This is a genomic window from Hephaestia mangrovi, assembly GCF_019880555.1.
Lineage (GTDB): Bacteria > Pseudomonadota > Alphaproteobacteria > Sphingomonadales > Sphingomonadaceae > Sphingomonas > Sphingomonas mangrovi.
On sequence record NZ_JAINVU010000006.1, the window covers coordinates 107,125 to 129,453 of the forward strand.

A 22,329-nucleotide genomic window follows, 5' to 3' on the forward strand; every position below is an offset into this window, starting at 1 on the left:
ATTCACGCGTAAGCGGCGATTCCGCGGCCGGGGGCGTAGGCGTTGCCGGCGGCACCGGTCAAATCTTGCAGGCGGCGGCGAACATTTGCCGCCATCAGGTTGACGTAGATCCGCGCGGTCTCGTTGAGGCGATTGGCTTCCGAGGCGAGTTCCTTGATCTCGGGAGAGAGATCCTCGTGGCTAGCCGCGGCAACCGCCTCGATCGCGGCGAGCTTGGTCTGCGTCGCGCGCTCGAGCGCGGCAACGTCATTGGCCTTGAGTGCGGCTATCTCGGTATGGAGAGCGTCGATCACGCGAACCAGGGCATCGCGACGGGTCATTTGGCGATCCATTCCTGCTTGGCGCCGAGCAGCTTGTCGGCGATGGCCTGTGGGGCGGGGCGGTAGCTGCCGTTGGCGATCGCCGCGCGCAGCGTGGCGACGCGCTCGTGATCGACCGGCGGCTGGGCGGCGGCGCGGCGCGCGGCCTCGGTGACCGAGCTGGCCTTCGTATCGTCGCGCGGATCGGCGACCGGGGTGACGCTGGCGGCGGGCTGCCCGGCGGCGACCGGCGCTACGCGCGGGTCGATCGGGGAAACCGGCTTTGATCCAACGGGGTCGACCACGGTTCGTGTGTCCTCTGTGTCGAAGCTACACGAGGGAAAACGACCGCGTCCCGGATTCCTTTAGAAATTATTTCGGGAATTTTTTTGGGTCGACTTTGGCGACGGTTAGGGCACCGGCCCGCTCCCCCACCCCGCCTCCCATTCAGCATAATGTTTTGGGAGGCGGGGTGGGGAGCGGGCCGGCGCCGCAACAAGATCAATTAATGGGCCAACCCGGCAGGGTGGCGCGGCCGCTGCCGATGGCGATCGCCTGGAATGCCTGGCGGTCGCCGTCGCCCTTGGCCATGAAGCGTTGGCCGGCGGCGGCATCGCCCTGGGCGACTGCCTCGCGCGAGATGGTGAAGCCGGCCTGGCTTGCCTCGACCATCACCGGATCGCCGCGATGGATGACGATCTCGGGCTTGGCCGCCATCATCACGGTCGGCGCGATCGATGGGCTCTTGGGCTCGGCGGCGGGCATGATGACCGGCACATAGACATGCCAGTTCGGCCCCGAGCAGGTCACCGTCACCGCGTCATGGTTGAGGCCGTGCCACGACAGCGCGACGGTCGGGCATTGCGCCAGCTTGAGCTTGTGGTCGATCGGCATGCGCGCGCCGCCCTCCTCGCCGATCGCATGGCCGGTGAAGCTGGCCACCGCGCGATCGAGCCCGGCGGTGTCCTGGAACGCATTCTGCGCCGCGGCGGGCGTGGCGGCGAGGAGCGCGGGGATCAGGATGCGGAGCATGGCTTTCTCCTTCGTGAAGCGTGAGCGGCAAGGCATTGCCGGTTGCCGGTCGGTCATTGCCGGTCTCCGACAAAACCCAGGGTGACGAGCACCGCGCGGCGACCTTTGCCGGCGGATTCGGGGGCGTTGACGATGGTCAGGCGCCCCGGTTGGACGACATGCGCGGCGGCAAGCGCGGCGGCAACGGCGCGGGCGCGATCGGCGGCGAGCACCGCGCGGCTGCCGCTGGCGGGATCGATGTCCGTGGTACTTCCGTCGGTTTCGCCGGACACCTTGAGCGTGACGCGCGGATCGGCCGCAGCGGCGCGCGCCCAAGCGACCAGCCCGGCGGGCGATTGCGGCAGCGTCGCCGAGCCGGGCGCGAAATCGAGCATCGCGGCAGCGGCAACGGGCATCGGATCGGGGCTCGCCTCGGCTGCCGGCGCCTTGTCGATGCCGAAGCCGGCGCGAAAGCCCTGCGCGAGCTTGTGGCCGTCCAAATGGCTATTGGCCTGGATGAACACGAAAAAGCCGACCAGCAGCAACGCAAGGTCAGCGAGCGTGATCAGCCAGACCGGCCGCCCGCCGGGCGTTTCGGGAAAGTCGTCGGCGGTCGTCATGCCGCATTGGCTCCGCGGATCGACTGGATCTTGGGCCGTTCGCGCTCGGCAAGCGCGACCAATGGCGCTTCGAGGCGCGCGCGTTCGGTTGCTTCCTCGCGCGCCCGGCGGCGCAGGCGCGTCGCGATCGGCAGCGCGACCAGGTTGGCGAGCAACGCGCCATAAAGCGTCGCGAGCAGCGCGACCGCCATCGCCCCGCCGATCGTCGCGGGATCGTCCATCGCGGTGAACATACGCACGAGGCCGATCAGCGTGCCGACCATACCCATGGCGGGGGCGACTTCGGCGAGCCCGCTCCACATGTCGGCGGCCGCGGTGTGGCGCTCGATCCGTGCGCGGCGGCGCTGAATCAGCGCATCGGCGGTTTCGGAAACGGGCGCGGCATCGACGATGCTGGCGATCGCCGCCGCGACGTCGGGATCGGTGATCACCGATCGATCGAGCGCGATCGTGCCGTGGCGCCGGGCGATGCGGCCGAGTGCCGCGATCTGATCGAGCATCGGCTGCGCGTCGAAGCGCCGCCGCGGCAGCACGGCCAACGCGGCAATCCCACGCTTGAGATCGCGCCACGGCGTCCGCAGCACGGTCGCGAGTGCCGCGCCGCCGACGACGATACCGATCGCCGTGGGGTCGAAGAAGGCGCCAAGCGCCTGCGCGAATTCGGGTGTGGTGCTCATGCGTGGGATACAGCAAGGATCGGGCCAAATGTGCCGACGGGTGCTGCCCTGAGCTTGTTTCAGGCTTCATGGGCCGACATCGCCGCTGCGCGAACCGGCGACGGCGCATCATGGATGCCGAAACAAGTTCAGCATGACGGCTGGAGTAGTGGGCCGGTGCAGGCATCCGCGGTAGCGGCAAAGGAATTGCCGGCAACCGGCAAGGACTTGCCGTTTTGCTTGCCGATCGGCGGCAATCCGGGCGGTTGAAGCCTTGTTGCGACAATTGGCACGGCCATTGCAAAGCTCTGCGCGTGAATTTTCGTGCGGGAGACCGACACATGGCCAACGACAGTCTTTTCGGCGTGCACGCAGCGGCACTCGAAGTGCGTTCGCAGCGCATGGGTGTGCTCGCGTCGAACATCGCGAACGCGTCGACGCCGGGCTACAAGGCCAAGGACATCGACTTTCAGGAAGCGCTGGGCGCTGCCGAGAAGGACAGCGGGTTCGACGCGCAGGCGATGCAGGCGGCGACCAAGTTCCGCGTCCCGCTCGAAATGTCGATGGATGGGAACACCGTCGATCTTGCGACCGAGCAGACCGCCTTCGCCGAAAACGCGATCGGCTATCAGACGACGCTTTCCTTTCTGAACGGGCGGATCGGCCAGATCACCCGCGCGCTGAAGGGAGAATAAGCGATGGCCGATCAGCCGCTCACCATTTTCCAGGTCGCCGGCCGCGCGATGAGCGCGCAGCTCGTGCGCATGAACACGACGGCCTCGAACCTGGCGAACGCCGGCGGCGTCGCGTCGAGCGAGGCAGAGGCGTACCGGACGATCAAGCCGGTGTTCCAGACCGAATATGACAAGGCCACCGGCCTCGCCACGGTCAACGTCAAGCAAGTGGTGCAGGCCGGCGAAGCGCCGACCAAGCGCTACGATCCCACCAATCCCCAGGCCGATGCCGACGGCAACGTCTGGGAAAACGCGGTCGATGAGACCCGCGAGCTGGTCGACATGATGGAGACCGCGCGTGGTTATCAGAACGACGTCCAGGTGATGAACACGGCGAAGACGCTGGTGCTCGACACCCTCAAGCTCGGACAAGGCTCATGACAAGCAGCACATTCGATTCGACGCTCTCCAGCCTCGGCATCGGCCGTTCCGGCACCGCCGCGACGCCGACCACGACCACGCAGGCGGCCAGCCAGACGCTCGACCAGTCGGATTTCCTGCAGCTGATGACCGCGCAGCTGAAGAACCAGGATCCGTTCAATCCGGTCGACAACACGCAGATGGTCGCGCAGATGGCGCAATTCTCGAGCGTCGCCGGCATCAGCCAGATGAATACGACGCTGACGCAAATCGCCGACAAGCTCGGCGCGACCAGCGCGTCCGATGCCTTGTCCTATGTCGGCAAGACTGTGCTCGCGCCGGGCAATGTCGCTTATGGCCGCACCTCGGGCGGCATCGCAGGCGCCGTCCAGCTTGGCGACGATGCCACCGACGTGACGGTCGCCATCTCGGATGCCAATGGCAATCTGCTCAAGACGATGTCGCTCGGCGCCCAGGACAAGGGCACCGTCAGCTTCGACTGGGACGGCACCAACGACGCGGGCGAAAGCGCCGGCTCGGGTCCGTTCACTGTCACAACTTACGCCACCAACAACGGCACGACCGTCAACAGCCAGGCGCTTGTCTGGGCGCCGGTCGCCGCGGTGTCGATGCCGTCTGACGGCGAGGCGCAACTCACCCTGCCGGGCGTCGGGCAGATTCCCGTTTCCGACGTCGTTGAAGTCGGCTGATTTTCTTCATTTTCTCAGGAGCATTGCAATGTCATTCTACACTTCGCTGAGCGGCCTGCAGGCTTCGCAGACCGATATGTCGACGATCTCCAACAACCTCGCCAACTCGGCGACGAGCGGCTTCAAGCGGTCGTCGACCGAATTCGCCGATGTGATGGCATCGAGCCTGTCTTCCGATCCCAACAGCCTGATCGGCTCGGGCGTCGCGGTGAAGGATACTCGCCAGCAGTTCAGCGAAGGCAATCTGATCCAGTCGCAATCCTCGCTCGACCTCGCGATTTCGGGTGATGGTTTCTTCGCGGTCAAACCGCAAGTCGATGGCACTGCCGTCAATTATACCCGCAACGGCAGCTTTCTGGTCGATGCCGACGGCTACGTCACCGATTCGCAGGGCGGCCATCTGCAGGTCTATCCGGTCGACGGCTCGGGCGCGGTGGTCGCCGCCGGCGGCGATTCGCTGATCAGCCTGCAGCTTCCCGAGACCAGTGGCGTGCCGATCGCGACGCAGAATGTCGCGCTCGACGTCAATTTCAACTCGGCGTCGATCGTGCCGTCGGATTCGACCGATTTCGATCCGGTGTCCAATCCGTACAGCTTCGATCGCTTCGATCCGACGACCTATAACCAGTCGACCCAGACGACGATCTATGATGCGTCGGGCAACGCCCAGACCATGACCAGCTATTACGTCCGTGACGGCCAGCCCGACGCGAGCGGCAATACCACCTGGTCGGTCTACAGCTTCGTCGGCGACCAGCAGCTTACCACCAACGGCGGCGACGCCTCGCCGGTCCAGCTCACCTTCGATTCGACCGGCGCGATGACCTCGCCGACCAGCGCGACGTCGTTCGACACGTTCACGCCGACCGGATCGACCACCGCGCAGGCGCTCAGCCTCGATTTCTCGGGATCGACGCAGCTCACCTCGCCGTTCAACGTCAATTCGCGCACCCAGGATGGCAAGTCGGTCGGCCAGCTTTCGGGCGTGACCGTGGACGACACCGGCATGGTCAAGGCGAGCTTCTCGAATGGTGACAGCCAGATCCTCGGCAAGGTCGCGATCGCCAATTTCAACAACCCGACCGGGCTGCGCCAGATGGGCAACAGTTATTGGCAGTCGACCGGCATTTCGGGGGCGGTCAAATACGGCATGGCCGGCGACAACGGCTATGGCTCGCTGATGTCGGGCACGGTCGAGGGCTCGAACGTCGATATCACGCAGGAACTGGTCGATCTGATCGCGGCGCAGCAGAACTTCCAGGCCAATGCCAAGGCGCTCGATACCTCGAACCAGGTCGCGCAGACGATCTTCAACATCCGTTGATCGATTGAGCGGACGGGGGAGCCGGGGCGATGGATAAACTGGTCTATACGGCAGCGACCGGCATGCGCGCGCGGATGGCGGCGCAGGCGGCGATCGCCAACAACATGGCCAATGCGTCCACCACCGGCTTTCGCGCCGATCTGGTCAATTTCGACCAGCTCGACATGACCGGCCAGGGGCTCGATACCCGGCGGCCGACCTCGGAAGAGGTAACCAACGCCGATTTCAAGCCGGGCAGCGTGCAGCAGACCGGCCGGCCGCTCGACGTCGCGATGTCGGGCCAGGCCTGGCTCGCGGTGCAGGCGCCCGACGGCAGCGAGGGCTATACCCGGCGCGGCGATCTTCAGATCAGCGCCTCGGGCGTGTTGGAAACCGGAGACGGTTTCCCGGTGATGGGCTCGGGGGGGCCCATCACCGTGCCGCCCGCCGACAAGGTGCAGATCGCCAGCGACGGATCGATTTCGATCAAGCCGCTGGGATCGCAGCCCGATACGCCGATGCAGCAGATCGATCAGCTCAAGCTGGTCAGCCCGGTCGGCTCGCAGACCGTCAAGGGCCTCGACAATCTGGTCTATGTCAAGGGCGGGGGCACGCTGCCGCAAGACTTGACCGCGAAGGTCGAAACCGGCGCGCTCGAGGGCTCGAACGTCGACATGACGCAGACGCTGGTCGACATGATCGAGAACCAGCGCGCCTATGAGGTGCAGGCGAACCTCCTCAAGAACGCCAAGGACCTGGATCAGGGCGGCGCGTCCGTCATGAGCCTGCAAAGCTAAGGAAGAAGACGATGACCAGCGCAGCCATGCACATCGCGCGGACCGGGCTCGACGCCCAGGACAAGCGCATGCAGGTGATTTCGAACAACCTGGCGAACGTCAACACCACGGCGTTCAAGAAGCAGCGCGCCGATTTCGCGACGCTCGCCTATCAGGTCGTCACCACGCCGGGCGCGAACAGCACGCAGGATTCGAAATATGCCACCGGGCTCAATCTCGGCACCGGCGTCCGCATCCAGGGCACTTCGCGGATCGATACCACCGGCGAGATGAACCAGACCGGCAACAGCCTCGATCTCGCGATCGACGGCAACGGCTATTTCCAGATCCAGATGCCAGACGGCACCTATGCCTATACCCGCGCGGGCAATTTCTCGCGCTCGTCGGAGGGCCAGCTGGTCACCTCGGATGGCTATCAAGTGATGCCGGGCATCACGATCCCGGAGGGCACGACATCGATCACGATCGGTACCGACGGCACCGTCTCGGCAGTGGTGCCGGGCCAGGAAGAGGCACAGCAGATCGGGCAGATCCAGATCGCCAGCTTCCCCAATGCCGCGGGCCTGCAGGAGACCGGCGACAATTATCTGGTGCAGACCGCAGCGTCGGGCGAAGCGAATCTGGGCATCGCCGGCCAGGACGGCCGCGGCAACATCCGCCAGGGCATGCTCGAAGCGTCGAACGTCAACGTGGTCGAGGAACTCGTCGACATGATCGAGACGCAGCGCGCCTACGAGGTCAATTCGAAAATGATCTCGGCGACGGACGACATGCTCAAATTCATTAACCAAAACGTGTGATGGTGCGAATCGTGACCAGGGCGTTTACCATCGTCGCCGTCGGGGCGGTGCTCATCGCGGGGGCTTCGGCGCCGGCGTTCGCGCACAAGAAGCACAAGGAGGATTACAGCCTCACGCTGCCGCCACCGCCGCCGCCGCCATCGTCGAACGGATCGATCTTCCAGACGCAGGAAGGCTATGCGCCGCTTTATGCCGGCTGGTCCGCGCGCCGCGTCGGCGATCCGCTGACGATCGTGCTGGTGGAAAGCACGCAGGCGTCGAAATCGGCGAGCTCGAAGCTCAATTCGGACGGCAGCACGGGTCTCGTTCCGCCGACCACCGGTGCGCTGGCGCTGTTCAAGTCGTCCGACGCGACGCTTGGCGGGAATCGCAGCTTCACCGGCAAGGGCACCGCCGATCAATCCAATTCGCTGTCCGGCCAGATCAGCGTCACCGTGGCGCAGGTCTATCCCAACGGCACGATGCTGGTGCAGGGCCAGAAGCGCCTGACGCTCAACCGCGGCGACGAATATATCACGATCAAGGGCATCGTGCGCACCGCTGACATCGCGTCGGACAACACGATTCTGTCGACCCGCGTTGCCGATGCCGAGATTTCCTACACGGGCAAGGGCGATGTGGCGCGCGCCAGCCGCCAGGGCTGGCTCAGCCGATTCTTCTCCGTGATCAGCCCGTTCTGACGAGGATCCGAACCCATGTTCCGTCGCATCGCCCTCGCCGCCGCTTTCGCCGCCTGTACCATCGCCCAGCCGGCGCTGGCCGAGCGCGTCAAGGATCTCGGCAATTTCCAGGGCATCCGCACCAACCAGCTGACCGGCTACGGCATCGTCGTCGGGCTGCCGGGCACGGGTGACGACAATCTCGAATATACCGTCCAGTCGATGAAGGCGGTCGCGTCGCGGTTCGGGCTGCAGCTCCCGCCCGGTGTCAATCCGGGGTTGAAGAATGCCGCGGTGGTGATGGTGACCGCCGATCTGCCCGCCTTCGCCAAGCCTGGCCAGACGCTGGACATCACCGTCTCGTCGATGGGCAAGGCAAAGTCGCTGCGCGGCGGCGCGCTGATCATGACGCCGCTGCTTGGCGCCGACGGCCAGATCTATGCGATGGCGCAGGGCAATCTCGCGGTCGGCGGGCTGGGCGCGCAGGGCGCTGATGGCTCCAAGATCGTCGTCAACATCCCGTCGAGCGGGCGCATTCCCGGTGGCGCGACGGTCGAGCGCGCGGTCGATACCGGCTTCGCCACCTCGCCCAACCTCACCTTCAACCTCGCCGAATCGGATTTCACCACGGCGCAGAATGTCGCCGCGGCGATCAACGGCCGCTTCGGTGCCGGCACGGCGGATGCGACCGACGGCGTTTCGGTCCAGGTGCGCGCGCCGCAAGGTGCGGATATCCGCGCGACGATGATGAGCGAGATCGAGAATCTCGAAGTCGCCACGGCCGAGCCGCCGGCGCGCGTGATCGTCAATGCCCGCACGGGCACCGTGGTCATCAACTCCGCGGTTCGCGTCGGCCCGGCGGCGGTCAGCCATGGCAAGCTGACCGTCAAGATCGACGAGGATCAGCACATCAGCCAGCCCGCGCCGTTCAGCAAGGGCGAGACCGCGCTGGAGAACCATTCCTCGGTCTCGGTCGACGAGGAGAAGAAGCCGATGTTCCTGCTCGCGCCGGGGCCGCAGCTTTCGGACATCGTCAAGGCGGTCAATGCGATCGGCGCGTCGCCGGCGGATCTGGTCGCGATTCTCGAGGCGCTCAAGGAAGCCGGCGCGCTGCAGGCCGATCTGGTGATCCTGTGACGACGCCGCTCGCCTCGACCATCGCCGCCACCGGTACCGCCGGCACCTCAGCGAACGACGCCAGCCGGCTGTCGAACCGCGCCAATCTCGAAAAGGCCGGGCGCCGGTTCGAGGCGGTGTTCGATGGCATGATGCTGAAATCGATGCGCCAGGCCAAGCTGACCGACGACACTCTGTTCGAATCGAAGGCGCTCGACACGTTCCGCGACATGCAGGACCAGCAGGTCGCCACGCTGATGTCCGAAAAGGCGCCGATCGGGATCGGCAAGGCGATGGTCGACTTCCTGTCGAAATCGCAAACCGCGCTGCAGGCGCCGACGCCGCCCTCGGCTTCGGTCGGGCCAGTCGCGGCGGCCAATGATCCGCCGACGATCGGTGACGCTTCATGAGCGACATCCTCAACATCGGCGCCAGCGGCGTACGCGCGTATCAGAACGCGATCAGCACGGTTTCGGAGAATATCGCGAATTCGGGCGTCGAGGGCTATTCGCGACGCACCACCGTCCTCAACGAGGCTCCGGCATCGACCAGCACGATCACCCGGCGCGAGGTGACGTCGGCGAGCGGTGTGATGACCTCGGGCATCGCGCGCGCGGGCGACGCCTTCAAGGAAGCCGCCGTGCAATCGGCCGCGAGCGATCTCGGCGCGTCGGACAGCGCGGTGCAGTGGCTCGACCAGATCCAGACGGCGCTGACCAGCAACAAGCTGTCGGATCAGCTCACCACCTTCTTCAATGCAGCGAACGGCGTCGCCGCCGATCCGTCCGCGACGGCGCCGCGCACCGCGATGCTCGATGCGGCGCAGGGCGCCGCCGACGGCTTCACCGCCACTGGCCAGGCGCTGCAAACGGTGGCCGACAATCTCGACGCGACCGCGCAGGATTCGGTGACGACGTTCAACGGGCTCGCCGCCGCGCTGGCCAAGGTCAATGACGGGCTCAGCCGCAACGTGCCGGACACGATGGGCAGCGCGCAGCTGCTCGACCAGCGCGACCAGCTGATCGAGCAGATGAGCGCGATCGCCAACGTCTCGGTTTCGTACGACGCTGTCGGCCGGGCGACGGTGCGCGTTGGCGGCGCGACCGGGCCGATGATCGTGCAGAACAACAATGCCGGTTCGCTGACCTATGCCCGCGGCGATGATGGCGCGGTTTCCTATGCCATCCATTTCGGCGGCAATATCACCAGCGCCGCGATCACCGGCGGCGCGTTTTCCGGCATCGCCGACGGCGCGCAGCGCCTGGCCGAGGCGCAGAATCAGCTCGGCCAGACCGCCGCGGCGTTCGTCCAGGGGATGAACGACTTCCAGGCCGCCGGCGCCGATCTCGACGGCAATGCCGGCCAGCCGATGTTTGCGATCGGCGCCGACCCGACCGACGTCAGCCTGGTGCTCACCTCGGGTCGCGGCATCGCCGCGGCGGCATCGGGGGCGGGGCCGCTCGACAACAGCAATCTGATTTCGCTGACCAGCTTGCGTAATTCGGCCGATTACGAGGGGCAGGTGACGCAGCTCACCACCGACGTGGCAAGCGCGCTGTCGGCGCGCCAGAAGATCGCCGATGCGCAAGCCGCGATCCACGACAATGCCGTCGCCGATCGCGATTCGTCGTCGGGCGTCAGCCTCGACAGCGAGGCGGTCGACCTGCTGCGCTTCCAGCAGGCTTATTCGGCATCGAGCCGGGTGATCCAGGCCGCGCGCGACATCTTCCAGTCGATCCTCGATATCCGCTGAGGTGATCCATGCAGATCAGCACCAACCAGTTCTACAACACCTCGAACAGCCTGATGTCGCAGCTCACCGAGCAGGCGGACAAGTTGCAGACCCAGATCTCGACGGGCAAGCGGCTGCAGGATCCGTCCGATGACGCGGTGGCGTATCAGCAGCTCCAGCTACTCGCGCGGCAGACCTCGAACGACAGCGCCTATCAGGCCAATGTGGCGACCGCGCAAAGCCTGTTGACGCAGAGCGACAGCACGCTGACCAGCGTCGTCAGCCAGATCCAGCGCGCACAGGAACTCGCGGTCGAAGCCAACAGCGGATCGCTCGACGACGACCAACGCTCGGCGATCTCGACCGAGTTGCGCGGGATCATCAGTTCGCTGGTCGGCCTTGCCAACACCACCAACGCGCACGGCACGCCGCTGTTCGCCGGTAGCCAGGGCACCCAGCCGGTAACCCAGAATGCCGATGGCAGCGTAACGATCAACGATACCGGCACCGCCACCTCGATCCCGATCGGCGAATCGCAAACGGTGGTTGCCAACGACACCGCATCGGACGTGTTCGGCGGGATCGATACCGGCTCGGGCACCACCGACCTGTTCTCCATTCTCAACAGCTTCGCCGATGCGCTCGATGCCGGCGGAACGGCGGCGAGCGATGCCGCCTCGACGGCAGGCGACGCGCTGACGGCGGCCTTGTCGCACGTATCCGACGCCCAGGCCTCGGTCGGTGCGCGCGAGAAGCGGCTCGATCTCGTGTCGAGCGCGATGACCGACATGGCGGTGACCCGGGAGACGCAGCGTTCCTCGCTCGAGGATACCGACGTCACCCAGGCGATCACCGATTTGCAGAAGACGATGACGATCCTGCAAGCGACGCAGGCCAGCTTTACCAAGCTCACTTCGCTGTCGCTGTTCGATTACCTGAAATAGGAATCTCACCCCGTCATGCTGAATTTGTTTCGGCATCCATGACGCAACGATGACGCTCGCGCGCCGCGAGCGGCGGCCCGTAGACCCTGAAACAAGGTCGCCGGTGACGGAGAGTACTCCTCAAGCAAAAACATTCTTTGCCCGGTTAACCATATGGCGAGGAAAATCACTGAAAACCTGGGGAAGCCGGTCGTTATCTGAATCGTAGAGTCACGCGGCCGCGCGCACGACAGGGGGAAGTTCGAACACATGTTTCCGGCAATCGGCCTCGTCGTCCTGATCGTGATGGTATTCGGCGGCTTCGTGTTCACCGGCGGCGCACTGGGCCCGGTGATGGAGGCGATTCCGCACGAGATGCTGATTATCGGCGGCGCCGGCGTCGGCTCGCTGATCATCGGCAACTCGATGAAGGAATTGAAGGCGCTGGGCGGCGGCATCGCCAAGGTGCTGAAGGGCCCGAAATACAAGAAGCAGGATTATCTCGACACGATCTTCCTCGTTTCCAAGCTGATGAAGATGCTGCGCATGGACGGGCCGATTGCGCTCGAGCCGCATGTCGAAGATCCGAAGTCGTCGGCAATCTTCGCCGAATATCCTCGCCTGCTTGCCGATCACACGCTGGTCAATCTGATTGCCGATACGCTGCGCCTCGTCGTCGTCTCGTCGGGGACGCTCGACGTCCACGCGGTCGAGGACGTGATGGATAACGCGATCAAGACCCACCACCATGAGGTCGAAGGGCCGCAGGGCGCGCTGCAGTCATTGAGCGATGCGCTGCCTGCGCTCGGCATCGTCGCGGCGGTGCTCGGCGTGGTCAAGACGATGGGCGCGATCGACAAGCCGCCGGCGATCCTGGGCGGGATGATCGGCTCGGCGCTGGTCGGCACCTTCATGGGCGTGCTGCTGGCCTATGGCTTGGTCGGCCCGCTCGCCAACCGCCTGCGCCAGGTGATCGATGCCGACGCCGCGATCTATCACACCGTCAAGCAGATCATTATCGCCTCGCTCCACGGGCATCCGCAGCCGCTGGTGATCGAAGCCGCGCGCTCGGGCATCGCGCACGCCAACCAGCCCGCCTTTGCCGAAGTGTTCGATGGATTGCGGGGTAGGTGATGTTTGATCGGCTCTCGCCGATGAGCGGCACCAGCCCACTCCCCCACCCGACCACCCACGATCGTACAATGAATGGGTGGCCGGGTGGGGGAGTGGACCGGTGCCGCCACGCGCCGCGAGGCGCCGAATAATGGCCGCCCGTGCACCCCACGGATCGAACCAGCCGCCGAAGATCATCGTCAAGAAGATCTTCGTCGAAGGCCATGGCGGCCATCACGGCGGCGCGTGGAAGGTCGCCTATGCCGATTTCGTGACGGCGATGATGGCGTTCTTCCTGCTGCTCTGGCTGCTCGGCGCGACGACCGAGAAGCAGCGCAAGTCGCTGGCCGATTATTTCGCGCCGACGTTGGTGACGATGCGCGAGAACAGTGCCGGCTCGCACGGCCTGTTCGGCGGCGAATCGATTACCGACAAGGATCATTATCCGCACCGCGCGCAGCAGACCGGCACGCGATCGATGACGATCCCCGTCGATGCGGCCGGCGGCAACCAGGTCGGCAGCGGGCAGAAGGGCACGCTCAAGAACAAGGCCGAACTGGCCAAGGAAGATACCGCCAATTTCTCGCGCATGCATCGCCAGATCGAGCAGGAGATCGGCAACAACCCCAAGCTCAAGGGGCTGGCCAAGCACGTCCATTTCGTGCGCACCCGCGACGGCCTGCGCATCGACCTGCTCGACGACGCCGATTATTCGATGTTCGCTCTGGGCACGACCCAGCTCGAGCCGGCGGCGGACAAGTTGCTTGGGCTAATCGCCGAATCGATCAAGGGATCGGGCAATCCGATCATGATCCGGGGCCATACCGATAGCCTGCGCTACGGCGACCCCAAGACGATGAACAACTGGATGCTGTCGACCGGCCGCGCCGAAGCGACGCGGCAGCGGCTCGCCGCCGCCGGTGTGCCCGAGGACCGGTTCGATCGCATCGAAGGCGTCGCCGACCGCGAGCCGATGATCGCCGGCAACCCCGCCGACCCCCGCAATCGCCGCATCGCGATCACATTGCTCTATCGGCGCGGGGTATTCGGCCAGTAGCGCGCTGATCCGCCCTCGACCTGCCGCCCATTTTGAGGATAGGGTATGGCAAAACAGAGGGAGAGGATCATGCGGTTCGTGCCGTTCGCCGTCTGCGCGCTGGCGGGGCTGACGCTCGCTGGCTGCCAATCAGCGCACAAAACCGATTCCGAAGGGTTCGTCGTCGATCCCGGCTTCGAGCAGCATCTTCAGGAACAATTGCTCGACGCCAAGCCGGGCACCGTCATCACCATCCCCGCGGGCAAATACGCCCTGACCCGCAGCCTCAGCCTCACTGCTGACGGCGTTACCATCAAGGGCGCCGGCATGGACAAAACGGTGCTGTCGTTTGCTAAGCAGACGTCGGGCGCCGAGGGGATGCTCGTTACCGGCGACGATTTCACGCTCGAAGACCTGACGCTGCAGAACAGCAAGGGCGACGCGTTGAAGATCAACGGCACCAAGGATGCGGTGATGCGCCGGGTGACGGCCGAATGGACTGGCGGGCCGAAGACCTCGAACGGCGCGTATGGGCTGTATCCCGTCCAGGTCAGCAACGTGTTGATCGAGGATTGCGTGGTGAAGGGCGCCTCGGACGCAGGGATCTATGTCGGCCAGTCGAGCAACATCATCGTCCGTAACAACCGCGCCGAGGGCAATGTCGCGGGCATCGAGATCGAGAATTCGACCGATGCCGATGTCTATGGCAACACCACGACCGGCAATACCGGCGGCATCCTGGTGTTCAACATGCCCGATCTGCCCGTGCCAGGCAGCAAGACGCGCGTCCATGACAACAAGGTGATCGCCAACAATACGCCCAATTTCGGCGCAGAAGGCAGCGCGGTCCGCTCGGTGCCGGCGGGGTCGGGCGTGGTGGTCAATTCGAACGACGACGTCGAGATTTTCGACAATGAGATCGCCGACAACCAGACCGCCAATGTCATCATCTCGAGCTATTTCTCGACCGGCTTCGATACCGAGCGCGGGCGGTCGGCGGTATATGATCCCTATCCCCAGAACATCTATGTCACCGGCAACACCTTCAAGGGCGGCGGCGACAAGCCCGGTGCCGGGTTCGACAAGCTCGCCGCCGCGCTCGGCGGGCGGCTGCCTGACGTGCTGTGGGACGGCTTCACCGATCCCAAGGTGGCGGACGCGGGAATCTGCGTCCAGAATGGCGATGCCAAAGTGCTCGATGCTGACGGCGCGCACAAATTCGCCGGTGCCAGGCTTGTCACGCTCGATTGCAAACCTGCGGCGCGGCTGCGACCGGTGATCCTGCCCGCGAGCATGACCAAGACGTCGTGACCGTTCGCGGTGGAGAAATAGGGTTCGCGCAGAGGCGCAGAGGCGCAAAGAGGATGCATCAGGGGTCGCCGTCGCGATCTGTCGCCGCCGATCCGTCCCGGCGGAGTCTTTCGCTGTGCCTTCGCGCTTTCGCGCGGGAATGTCTTCTCCGCATCTTTGCATCTCTGCGCGAACCAGGCCGTCAACCGCTTAAAGCCGCGACGATGGCGGGCTCGGTAATCCTCGCCCTGGCCTCTTGCCATCAAGCGCCGAGCGACGTGACGTTTCACGCCGCCGGTTTCCCCAAAACGCTCGACGAATGGGGACTGTTCACGGTGAAGGATCACCGCATCACCCCGCACAAGGGCATGGTGACCTACGAACTGGCGACGCCGCTGTTCAGCGATTACGCGCAGAAATGGCGGACGATCTGGATGCCGCCGGGGGCGTCTGCCCGATACGAACCAGAAAAGACCTTGGACTTCCCGGTCGGCACGATCATCACCAAGACCTTTTATTATACCGTGCCGGCAAGCGCGCCGAGCCCCGGCGAAAGCAACGAGGTCGTCAAGATGACGCCGGCGACCTATCAGACCGGCGTCGACGGGCTTGATCTGCGCCATGTCCGGCTGATCGAGACACGGCTGCTCGTCCATCGCGCCGACGGCTGGATCGGCCTGCCCTATGTCTGGAACGCCGACCAGACCGAGGCGACGCTGCAGCGCACCGGCGCCGATATCCCGCTGACCTTCATCGACGGTGCGGACCGGACCGATTTCGTTTACAGCGTACCCAACCAGAACCAGTGCGGCGGCTGCCACACCGCCGATTATCGCACCCGCGCGCTCGGACCGATCGGCCCCAAGGCACGGCATCTCAATCGTGATTTTCCGGGGCCGGGCGGCAACGTCAACCAGCTCCAGCGGCTCGTGCGCCTGCATTATCTGACCGGGCTGCCGAGCGCCAACGTGCCGCGCGACGCGGCGTTCGACGATGCCTCGGCACCGCTCGACGCGCGGGCGCGCGCCTATCTCGACGTCAATTGCGCGCATTGCCATTCGCCGACCGGCCCAGCGCGCGTCTCGGGCCTGTGGCTGCATTCGACCGTTCCCGACCCGCGGCGCATCGGTGTGTGCAAGCCGCCGGTCGCGGCGGGCGGGGGCGGTGGCGATCGGCCCTATGACATCGTGCCCGGCCGTCCGGATTTGTCGATTCTGCCGTTCCGCATGGCGAGCACCGATCCCGGCGCGATGATGCCCGAGACGGGGCGCAGCCTCGTTCACCAGGAGGGCGTCGCGTTGATCGAACAATGGATTGCGCAATTGAAAGGCGAATGCCGGGTCGATCGCGACGGCCGCGATCAGATGGCGATGCGCTGAAGGCTCAGCCCTGCCGCGCCAGCGGGGCGAAGCGCGCGACTTGCCGACCGATCAACGTAAGCTGGTCGAGCACCGCGGGATCGGTGCAGCCGCCTTCGTCATCGAACCTGGTGAGCTGGGTGTTGATCGCCGCGGCGAACGGTGTCGGCCAGCCTCTCAGGGCATGGACGATCGAACGCAGCGCCGCGATCGTGCTGCCGGTCGCTTGCCAGCCGTAGGCGGTGGTGATCAGGCCGACCGGCATGTCCGCAAGATAGGGGCGCTCGTCCCGCGCGGTTTCCTCAAGCAGGTCGAGCGCGTTCTTGACCACGCCCGATATGCTGCCGTGATAGCCGGGGCTCGAGATGATCACCGCGGAGGCATCGCGCACTGCGTCGACGAAGGCGCGCTCATCTTCGGTGCGCGTCGCCGCACGGGGGTTGTAGAGCGGCAGCCGCGCCATATCCTCGCCGCCGAACAGGCGAGTGCGGAATCCTTCGCGCTCGGCGGCGTCGAGCGCGATGCGGAGCGCGCGCTCGGTCGACGAGACGCCGCCGATCGTGCCGCCGATGCCGACGACTAGCGGTGGAAGTTCGGGGGATGCCATCGCCCGCGCATAGCCGCCCCGGCGCCCGGCCTCAATGCCGTGTCTCTTGCTCGCCGGCCACTGACAGGTGTAAACGTCGGACTTGTGACTAGTGTATTAATTTGATAATACAGTTTCTCCGCCCCCTGCGGCCGGCAGACCGAAGCGATGCGCCTTAATCCTTTCGAATCAGATACGATTTCGCGCGCCAACCGGCCCGAACGATTCGATCTCGACGATCTGATGCGCCGCGCCGACGAAGCAGTCGGCTATGGCGATGCCGACGCCGATTGGGGCGAACCGACGCTGCCACCCAAGCGACGGACCTCGAAGCTGCGCTGGGCGATGCGCGGATTGGGCGTGCTCGTCATCCTGTTCGTGCTTCTCGTCGCGTGGCTGGCGGTCACCGCGCCGCTCTCCAAATCGCTGCAGCCGCCGACGCCGCCGTCGATCACGCTGCTGGCATCGGACGGCACGCCGATCGCCCGGCGCGGAGCGATCATCGGCAAGCCGGTCGATGCCGCCAATCTGCCTGCCTATGTGCCCAACGCGTTCGTCGCGATCGAGGACCGGCGCTTCTACCACCATTGGGGGATCGATCCGCGTGGCATCGCGCGTGCGGCGATTCACAACATGCGCGCCGGCGGGGTGCGCGAGGGCGGCAGCACGATCACCCAGCAGCTCGCCAAGAACGCCTTTCTCGACGCCGATCGCAACATGGGCCGCAAGCTGCGCGAGGTGCTGATCTCGTTCTGGCTCGAGGCGTGGCTGACCAAGGACCAGATCCTTTCGCGTTATCTGTCGAACGTCTATTTCGGCGACAATGTCTACGGGTTGCGTGCGGCGTCCGAACATTATTTTGATCGTGAGCCAGAAGATCTCACCGTCGGTCAGGCCGCGATGCTCGCCGGCCTCGTCAAGGCGCCCTCCGCGCTCGCGCCGACCGGCAATCTGAAGGGCGCGCGAGCGCGTGAGGCCATCGTCGTCCATGCGATGCAGGATGGCGGCTTCATCACCAAGGCGCAGGCTGCCGCCGCCAGGCCCGCCGTTCTCCACGTCCGCCGCACCCGCCAGCTCCCCAACGGCACCTATTTCGCCGACTGGGTGTTGCCCGAGGCGCGCGACACCGCCGGCGAAGTCCGCGCCGAAACCACCGTGCGCACCACGCTCGACACCCGGCTGCAAAAGGCCGCCGAGCGCGCGGTCGGCCGCGCCGGCCTGCACAAGGCGCAGGTCGCGCTGGTCGCGATGAAGCCCGATGGCACCGTCGTCGCGATGGTCGGCGGCAAATCGTATAAGGACAGCCCCTTCAACCGCGCCACGCAGGCGCTGCGCCAGCCGGGATCGACCTTCAAGCTGTTCGTCTATCTCACCGCGATGCGGCAAGGGCTCACCCCCGATACGACGATCGAGGACGCGCCGGTGACGATCGGCAACTGGTCGCCGGAAAATGCCGAAAAGCGCTATCGCGGCGAGATTCCGTTGCGCGAGGCGTTCGCCGTGTCGTCGAATGTTGCCGCGGCGCGGTTGATCCAAAAGGTCGGCGTCAACAACGTGATCCGTACCGCGCGCGATCTCGGCATTTCGACGCCAATCCCGAGCGAGGCGACGATCGCGCTGGGCACTGCCAACACGTCGCTGCTCGAGCTGACCGCGGCTTATGCGGCGATCGCCGCGGGCGATTATCCGGTCCAGGCGCAAGGGCTCGCTGATCCCAAACAGAAGGGCTGGCTCGAGCAATTCACCCACGGCGCCCACCCGATTCCCCACCGCATCCAGAACGAGATGCGCGATCTGCTGGCGGCCTCGGTCGAGGACGGTACCAGCCGCAAGGCTGCGCTCCCCGGCGTGCAGACCTTCGGCAAGACCGGCACCACGCAGGATAGCCGCGACGCGCTGTTCGTCGGGTTTGCCAACGGTCTGGTCTGCGGCGTGTGGGTCGGCAATGACGACGACAGCCCCAATCCCGGCCTCGCCGGCGGCGGCATTCCGGCGCGCATCTGGCACGATTTCATGATCCAGGCGCTCGGCCTCGCTCCACGCGCTGTGCCGCAGCCGGCGGCCGATGAGGACGAAGGCGACGCCGGCGATGCCAATATCGCCATACCGGACGATGGCGCGGTCGCGGTCGAGGGCAATTTCACCGGCCTCGGCCTCGATCTCAAGATCGGCGGCAACGGCGACATCACTTTGTCGCGCAACCCGCCCGCCGCCGACCGCCCGCCGCGACACGGCGACGAGGAGCCGCCGGCGAGCGACCAATAACCCGTCTCCGTCATGCCGAAACACGATCGGGGCGACGGAGGTGTTGACGCTCGATGTGCCGCGCCGCATTGCCATGCGTATGCGCTTCTTTTCGGACAACGCCGCCCCCGTCTGCCAGCCGGTGCTCGACGCGATCGCCGCAGCCAACACGATCGATACGGCCTATGACGGCGATCAATGGAGCGCGCAGCTCGACGAGCGTTTCTCGTCGCTGTTCGGAACCCGTGTTCGCGTGCTGTGGGTGCCGACCGGCACGGCCGCCAACGCGCTCGCGCTTGCCGCGCTGTGCCCGCCTTATGGCGGCGTGATCTGCCACCGCGAGGCGCATATCCAGAATGACGAGGCGGGCGCGCCCGAATTCTTCACGCACGGCGCCAAGCTGATGCTGGCCGAAGGCGCGGGCGCGAAGCTGACGCCCGAAGCGGTCGAAGGCGTCATTGCCGGGATTCGCAAGGACGTCCACCAGGTCCAGCCGCATGCGGTATCGATCACCAACGCGACCGAATATGGCTGCGTCTACACGCCCGACGAAGTGGCGGCGCTGGGCAAGCTTACCCAGAAGCACGATCTTGGCTTGCACATGGATGGCGCGCGTTTCGCCAACGCCGTGGCGCACCTCGGCTGCGAACCCGCCGAACTTACCTGGCGCGCCGGCGTCGACGTCTTGAGTTTCGGCTTCGTCAAGAACGGCGGCATGTCGGCCGAGGCGCTGGTGTTCTTCCGGTGCGAACTGGCCGATGCGAGCCTCTATCGCCGCAAGCGCGCCGGGCACCTGCTGTCCAAGGGGCGCTATCTCGCCGCGCAAATCCTGGCGATGCTGGAAGACGATCTCTGGCTTGCCAATGCCGCTGCGGCCAATGCCGGCGCGAAGTTGCTTGCCGACGCCGCGGGCGAGCGGCTGGTCTATCCGGTCGAGGCAAACGAGGTGTTTCTGAAGCTCTCGGCCGACGAGGCGCAGGGCCTGCGCGACCTGGGCTTCGATTTCTACGATTGGGGTGTCGGCGAGGCGCGACTGGTCACCTCGTGGGACCAGACCGAGGAACAGATCCGCCCGCTGGCCGAGGCGATCGCCGCGCTATAGGTCATCAGTCCCGCTTGTCATCCGATAAGCAAAAAGGTGGTTCGCATCGGCCGGCAGGCGGCGTAACGCGACTCATCGTCCGGCCGGCTGCCGGTCGATGCCGGGGAAGGCTTAGGTGCTCCAGCAGACCAGCAGTGCCGATCTGACCGCGCCGCGCGCGACGCGGCTCGCGATCCTCGTGCCGTTCGCGATCGTCACGCTGATCTGGGGATCGACCTGGCTGGTGATCCGCGATCAGGTGTCGAGCGTGCCGCCGAGCTGGTCGGTCACTTATCGCTTCACCGTTGCCGGTGTGGCGATGCTGGCAACCGCACTGGTTCGCCGCGAACGCTTCGCGCTCGATGTGCGCGGCTGGCTGTTCGCACTGGCGATCGGCTTAAGCCAGTTCTGCCTCAATTTCAATTTCGTCTATCGTGCCGAGGAACATATCACCTCGGGGCTGGTCGCTGTGGTGTTCGCGCTGCTGCTCGTGCCCAATGCGCTGATGGGGCGCCTCTTCCTCGGCCAGCGGCTCGGGCGCCAGCTCCTCGTCGGTTCGGGCATTGCGATGGCGGGCGTCGTGCTTCTGTTCGTTCACGAGGCGCGCGCCGATCCCAATGGCGGGCGTGAGGCGCTGATCGGCATCGCGTTGACGCTGTGCGCGATCATGTCCGCCTCGACTGCCAATGTCCTGCAAGCGACCGAAACCGCGCGGCGCTATCCGATGATCTCGACGCTCGCAGTGGCGATGCTGATCGGCGCGGGCATCGATGCTGCCGTCGCCTTCACGCTGTCGGGTCCGCCGGTGATCGAGGCGCGGCCGGTCTATCTCGCCGGCATCCTCTATCTGGGGCTGTTCGGCTCGGCGATCGCCTTCACGCTCTATTTTGGCGTGCTGCGGGTGATCGGGCCGGCCAAGGCGGCCTATTCGAGCGTCATCGTGCCGGTCATCGCGATGCTTCTGTCGACCCTGTTCGAAGGCTATCGCTGGACGCCGCTCGCGGCCGGGGGCGGCGTGCTGACGCTGATCGGGCTGGTCATCGCCTTGAGAGCCCGCAGGCCGGCGCGATAATCGCGATAGGCCGGGGCCCAGTCGAGCACACGCTTAGCCTTGCCGTTGGCGACGCGCCGATTCTCGGCATAGAAAGCCCGAGCCGCTGGTGAGAGACGATCGAGCGTCGTGAAGCGCGGTGGTTCCATCCCAAGCAGGCGCGCGGCGAATGCGATCACCTCGTTCTGGCTTGCCGGCCGGTCATCGGCGAGATTGTATGCCCCCGCCGGTGCGCCCATGCCGGCGATCACGCCGCTGACGATATCCCCGACATGGACGCGGCTGAACACCTGCCCCGGCGCATCGACGCGATGGGCCTGCCCCGCGAGAACTCGATCGAGCGGCGACCGGCCGAGCCCGTAGATGCCCGGCAGCCGGAAGACGCCGGCGCTGCGTGCCAGCCATTCGGCATCGGCCCTGGCCCGCGCCTGCCGCCGGCCGCTGCCGGTTGGCGCGCTCTCGTCGACCCAGGCGCCGCCCGCGTCGCCATAGACGCCGGTCGATGACAGATAGCCGAGCCACTGATCGGTGCGAAACAGTGTCCCATAACGATCGAGCACCGGATCACCCGCCTCACCGGGCGGCACCGACGACAGGACGTGCGTTGCCGTGGCGAGCGCCGCTGCCACGCGGTCGCCATCCTCGAACGCGATCGTATCGCCCCGCCCGTCGCGGGTCGTGCCCATGACGACCCAGCCCCGCGCCCGCAGCGTCGTCGCCAGCCGCGTTGCCGTATAGCCCATCCCGAAGATCAGCATTCGTCCCACACGGCCTTCCTACGAATTGGGCCCGCCGCGCTGCAACACCGATTTGAGTGGCGCGTTGCAATGGCAAATCTATAGGTAACCGT

At 65.8% G+C, this 22,329-nt stretch carries 26 protein-coding genes; 19 read left to right on the forward strand and 7 right to left on the reverse strand.

The features are described 5' to 3' along the window. Window positions 1-2 precede the first annotated feature (2 nt). The 5 genes from K7G81_RS14185 to K7G81_RS14205 form a co-directional block, all read right to left on the reverse strand. The gene (locus K7G81_RS14185; RefSeq protein WP_223031471.1) at window positions 3-320 is read right to left on the reverse strand and encodes a flagellar protein FlgN; all 318 of its coding nucleotides are present in this window, start codon (window positions 318-320) and stop codon (window positions 3-5) included. Continuing rightward, window positions 317-604 (reverse strand): flagellar biosynthesis anti-sigma factor FlgM, encoded by a 288-nt coding sequence (gene flgM / locus K7G81_RS14190; RefSeq protein ID WP_223031472.1) that lies wholly within the window; start codon window positions 602-604, stop codon window positions 317-319. Before flgM ends, K7G81_RS14185 begins: the two co-directional genes overlap by 4 nt. Before the next feature lie 196 nt (window positions 605-800). Beyond that, window positions 801-1,331 carry a hypothetical protein gene (locus K7G81_RS14195; protein ID WP_223031473.1) on the reverse strand — a complete coding sequence of 177 codons (531 nt, stop codon included), beginning with the start codon at window positions 1,329-1,331 and terminating at the stop codon, window positions 801-803. A 53-nt stretch (window positions 1,332-1,384) separates the two neighbouring features. Next, window positions 1,385-1,930 (reverse strand): flagellar motor protein MotB, encoded by a 546-nt coding sequence (locus K7G81_RS14200; RefSeq protein ID WP_223031474.1) that lies wholly within the window; start codon window positions 1,928-1,930, stop codon window positions 1,385-1,387. Further along, on the reverse strand, window positions 1,927-2,607 hold the full coding sequence (locus tag K7G81_RS14205; RefSeq protein ID WP_223031475.1) for a motility protein A: 681 nt from the start codon (window positions 2,605-2,607) through the stop codon (window positions 1,927-1,929). Before K7G81_RS14205 ends, K7G81_RS14200 begins: the two co-directional genes overlap by 4 nt. A 114-nt stretch (window positions 2,608-2,721) precedes the next feature. Here K7G81_RS14205 and K7G81_RS17855 point away from each other — a divergent pair, with 114 nt between their 5' ends. From K7G81_RS17855 to K7G81_RS14280, 16 genes are all read left to right on the forward strand, one after another. Continuing rightward, window positions 2,722-2,856, forward strand: coding sequence for a hypothetical protein (locus K7G81_RS17855; RefSeq protein ID WP_255587080.1), 135 nt, complete (start codon window positions 2,722-2,724; stop codon window positions 2,854-2,856). A 71-nt stretch (window positions 2,857-2,927) separates the two neighbouring features. Then, window positions 2,928-3,281, forward strand: coding sequence for a flagellar basal body rod protein FlgB (flgB, locus tag K7G81_RS14210; RefSeq protein ID WP_223031476.1), 354 nt, complete (start codon window positions 2,928-2,930; stop codon window positions 3,279-3,281). Between the two features lie 3 nt (window positions 3,282-3,284). Further along, window positions 3,285-3,701 carry a flagellar basal body rod protein FlgC gene (flgC, locus tag K7G81_RS14215; RefSeq protein ID WP_223031477.1) on the forward strand — a complete coding sequence of 139 codons (417 nt, stop codon included), beginning with the start codon at window positions 3,285-3,287 and terminating at the stop codon, window positions 3,699-3,701. Beyond that, entirely contained in the window at window positions 3,698-4,390 is a 693-nt protein-coding gene (locus K7G81_RS14220; protein ID WP_223031478.1) for a flagellar hook assembly protein FlgD, read from the forward strand. Before flgC ends, K7G81_RS14220 begins: the two co-directional genes overlap by 4 nt. Window positions 4,391-4,418: 28 nt before the next feature. Further along, entirely contained in the window at window positions 4,419-5,714 is a 1,296-nt protein-coding gene (locus K7G81_RS14225; RefSeq protein WP_223031479.1) for a flagellar hook protein FlgE, read from the forward strand. A 29-nt stretch (window positions 5,715-5,743) separates the two neighbouring features. After that, entirely contained in the window at window positions 5,744-6,490 is a 747-nt protein-coding gene (gene flgF / locus K7G81_RS14230) for a flagellar basal-body rod protein FlgF (protein WP_223031480.1), read from the forward strand. Between the two features lie 11 nt (window positions 6,491-6,501). Continuing rightward, a complete protein-coding gene (flgG, locus tag K7G81_RS14235; RefSeq protein WP_223031481.1) occupies window positions 6,502-7,290 on the forward strand; it encodes a flagellar basal-body rod protein FlgG in 789 nt (262 codons plus the stop codon). After that, window positions 7,290-7,970: a flagellar basal body L-ring protein FlgH gene (locus K7G81_RS14240; RefSeq protein ID WP_223031482.1), complete on the forward strand. Its 681-nt coding sequence runs from the start codon at window positions 7,290-7,292 to the stop codon at window positions 7,968-7,970. Before flgG ends, K7G81_RS14240 begins: the two co-directional genes overlap by 1 nt. Window positions 7,971-7,985: 15 nt before the next feature. Further along, a complete protein-coding gene (locus tag K7G81_RS14245) occupies window positions 7,986-9,086 on the forward strand; it encodes a flagellar basal body P-ring protein FlgI (protein WP_223031483.1) in 1,101 nt (366 codons plus the stop codon). Continuing rightward, on the forward strand, window positions 9,083-9,475 hold the full coding sequence (locus K7G81_RS18070) for a rod-binding protein (RefSeq protein WP_369412115.1): 393 nt from the start codon (window positions 9,083-9,085) through the stop codon (window positions 9,473-9,475). Before K7G81_RS14245 ends, K7G81_RS18070 begins: the two co-directional genes overlap by 4 nt. Further along, window positions 9,472-10,818 (forward strand): flagellar hook-associated protein FlgK, encoded by a 1,347-nt coding sequence (gene flgK, locus K7G81_RS14255; protein WP_223031484.1) that lies wholly within the window; start codon window positions 9,472-9,474, stop codon window positions 10,816-10,818. The genes K7G81_RS18070 and flgK overlap by 4 nt, the downstream gene beginning before the upstream one ends. An 8-nt stretch (window positions 10,819-10,826) precedes the next feature. Beyond that, window positions 10,827-11,741: a flagellar hook-associated protein FlgL gene (gene flgL / locus K7G81_RS14260; protein WP_223031485.1), complete on the forward strand. Its 915-nt coding sequence runs from the start codon at window positions 10,827-10,829 to the stop codon at window positions 11,739-11,741. 249 nt (window positions 11,742-11,990) lie between these two features. After that, window positions 11,991-12,854: a flagellar motor stator protein MotA gene (gene motA / locus K7G81_RS14265; protein ID WP_223031486.1), complete on the forward strand. Its 864-nt coding sequence runs from the start codon at window positions 11,991-11,993 to the stop codon at window positions 12,852-12,854. 130 nt (window positions 12,855-12,984) lie between these two features. Then, window positions 12,985-13,890: a flagellar motor protein MotB gene (locus K7G81_RS14270; protein WP_223031487.1), complete on the forward strand. Its 906-nt coding sequence runs from the start codon at window positions 12,985-12,987 to the stop codon at window positions 13,888-13,890. A 69-nt stretch (window positions 13,891-13,959) separates the two neighbouring features. Beyond that, window positions 13,960-15,180: a parallel beta-helix domain-containing protein gene (locus tag K7G81_RS14275; protein ID WP_223031488.1), complete on the forward strand. Its 1,221-nt coding sequence runs from the start codon at window positions 13,960-13,962 to the stop codon at window positions 15,178-15,180. Window positions 15,181-15,383: 203 nt separating this feature from the next. After that, window positions 15,384-16,538, forward strand: a complete 1,155-nt coding sequence (locus tag K7G81_RS14280) for an SO2930 family diheme c-type cytochrome (RefSeq protein WP_223031489.1) — start codon at window positions 15,384-15,386, stop codon at window positions 16,536-16,538. A gap of 4 nt (window positions 16,539-16,542) precedes the next feature. Here the strand turns inward: K7G81_RS14280 and K7G81_RS14285 are convergent, their stop codons facing one another. Continuing rightward, window positions 16,543-17,124, reverse strand: a complete 582-nt coding sequence (locus K7G81_RS14285) for an NADPH-dependent FMN reductase (protein ID WP_223031490.1) — start codon at window positions 17,122-17,124, stop codon at window positions 16,543-16,545. 147 nt (window positions 17,125-17,271) lie between these two features. Between K7G81_RS14285 and K7G81_RS14290 the strand changes: the two genes are divergently transcribed. The 3 genes from K7G81_RS14290 to K7G81_RS14300 all read left to right on the forward strand — a co-directional run bounded on the left by K7G81_RS14290 (window position 17,272) and on the right by K7G81_RS14300 (window position 21,500). Beyond that, entirely contained in the window at window positions 17,272-19,368 is a 2,097-nt protein-coding gene (locus K7G81_RS14290) for a transglycosylase domain-containing protein (protein ID WP_255587083.1), read from the forward strand. A gap of 79 nt (window positions 19,369-19,447) precedes the next feature. Next, complete coding sequence (locus K7G81_RS14295) at window positions 19,448-20,449, forward strand: threonine aldolase family protein (protein WP_223031587.1); 1,002 nt, start codon at window positions 19,448-19,450, stop codon at window positions 20,447-20,449. A gap of 115 nt (window positions 20,450-20,564) precedes the next feature. Beyond that, complete coding sequence (locus tag K7G81_RS14300; RefSeq protein WP_369412116.1) at window positions 20,565-21,500, forward strand: DMT family transporter; 936 nt, start codon at window positions 20,565-20,567, stop codon at window positions 21,498-21,500. Here K7G81_RS14300 and K7G81_RS14305 read toward each other — a convergent pair. After that, window positions 21,410-22,237: a Rossmann-fold NAD(P)-binding domain-containing protein gene (locus tag K7G81_RS14305; RefSeq protein WP_223031589.1), complete on the reverse strand. Its 828-nt coding sequence runs from the start codon at window positions 22,235-22,237 to the stop codon at window positions 21,410-21,412. The genes K7G81_RS14300 and K7G81_RS14305 overlap by 91 nt on opposite strands. Window positions 22,238-22,329 lie beyond the last annotated feature (92 nt).